This is a genomic window from Neisseria sp. P0019.S002 (assembly GCF_051957155.1).
Classification (GTDB): domain Bacteria; phylum Pseudomonadota; class Gammaproteobacteria; order Burkholderiales; family Neisseriaceae; genus Neisseria; species Neisseria perflava.
Genome location: NZ_JBQCWS010000071.1, coordinates 1 through 498 on the forward strand (window position 1 = coordinate 1; position 498 = coordinate 498).

At 52.4% G+C, this 498-nt stretch carries 1 protein-coding gene and 1 pseudogene; both read right to left on the minus strand.

Annotated features, from left to right (window positions below; all coding sequences use genetic code 11):
• A pseudogene (locus tag ACTHTY_RS11610) lies at positions 1-153 on the minus strand (16S rRNA (cytosine(967)-C(5))-methyltransferase RsmB); the annotation flags it as partial.
• A gap of 47 nt (positions 154-200) precedes the next feature.
• Positions 201-498 (minus strand): macro domain-containing protein (locus ACTHTY_RS11615; protein WP_440367778.1); only part of this gene is annotated, 298 nt, incomplete at its 5' end.

A 498-nucleotide genomic window follows, 5' to 3' on the forward strand; every position in this document is an offset into this window, starting at 1 on the left:
ACCGTAGGCAATATCCTGCAAGGCGCCGTTTTCCTGCGCCGTCAACTGCGGATGCGCCACGCGGATTTCCGCCAAAACATCCTGAAGATTGCGCCCTTCGGCAACCGCGGCAACGCTGTCGGCGGCCAGTTTTTGGGCGAGGGACATACTCATATTTTTGCTTTCTGATTCATAATTTGATTTCAAGTGTTCGGCGGATTTCAGACGGCCTGTTCGGCAGCCAGCAATACCCGATAATATTCGGCATCTGTTTTGGAAAAACAGCAAAAGATGATTTTTTCCACTGCCGGACATTGCGGCAGGGTTTGCTTCAAACTCTCCAAAGCGATACGTGCGGCGGCTTCGGCCGGGAAGCGGTACACACCGGTGCTGATGCACGGAAAGGCAATGCTGTGAAGATCGTGTTTCTGGGCAAGCAGCAAAGAATTGGCATAGGATTGTGCCAATTTAGCCTCTTCATTTTGTTTTCCGCCAAACCATACCGGCCCGACCGTGTGG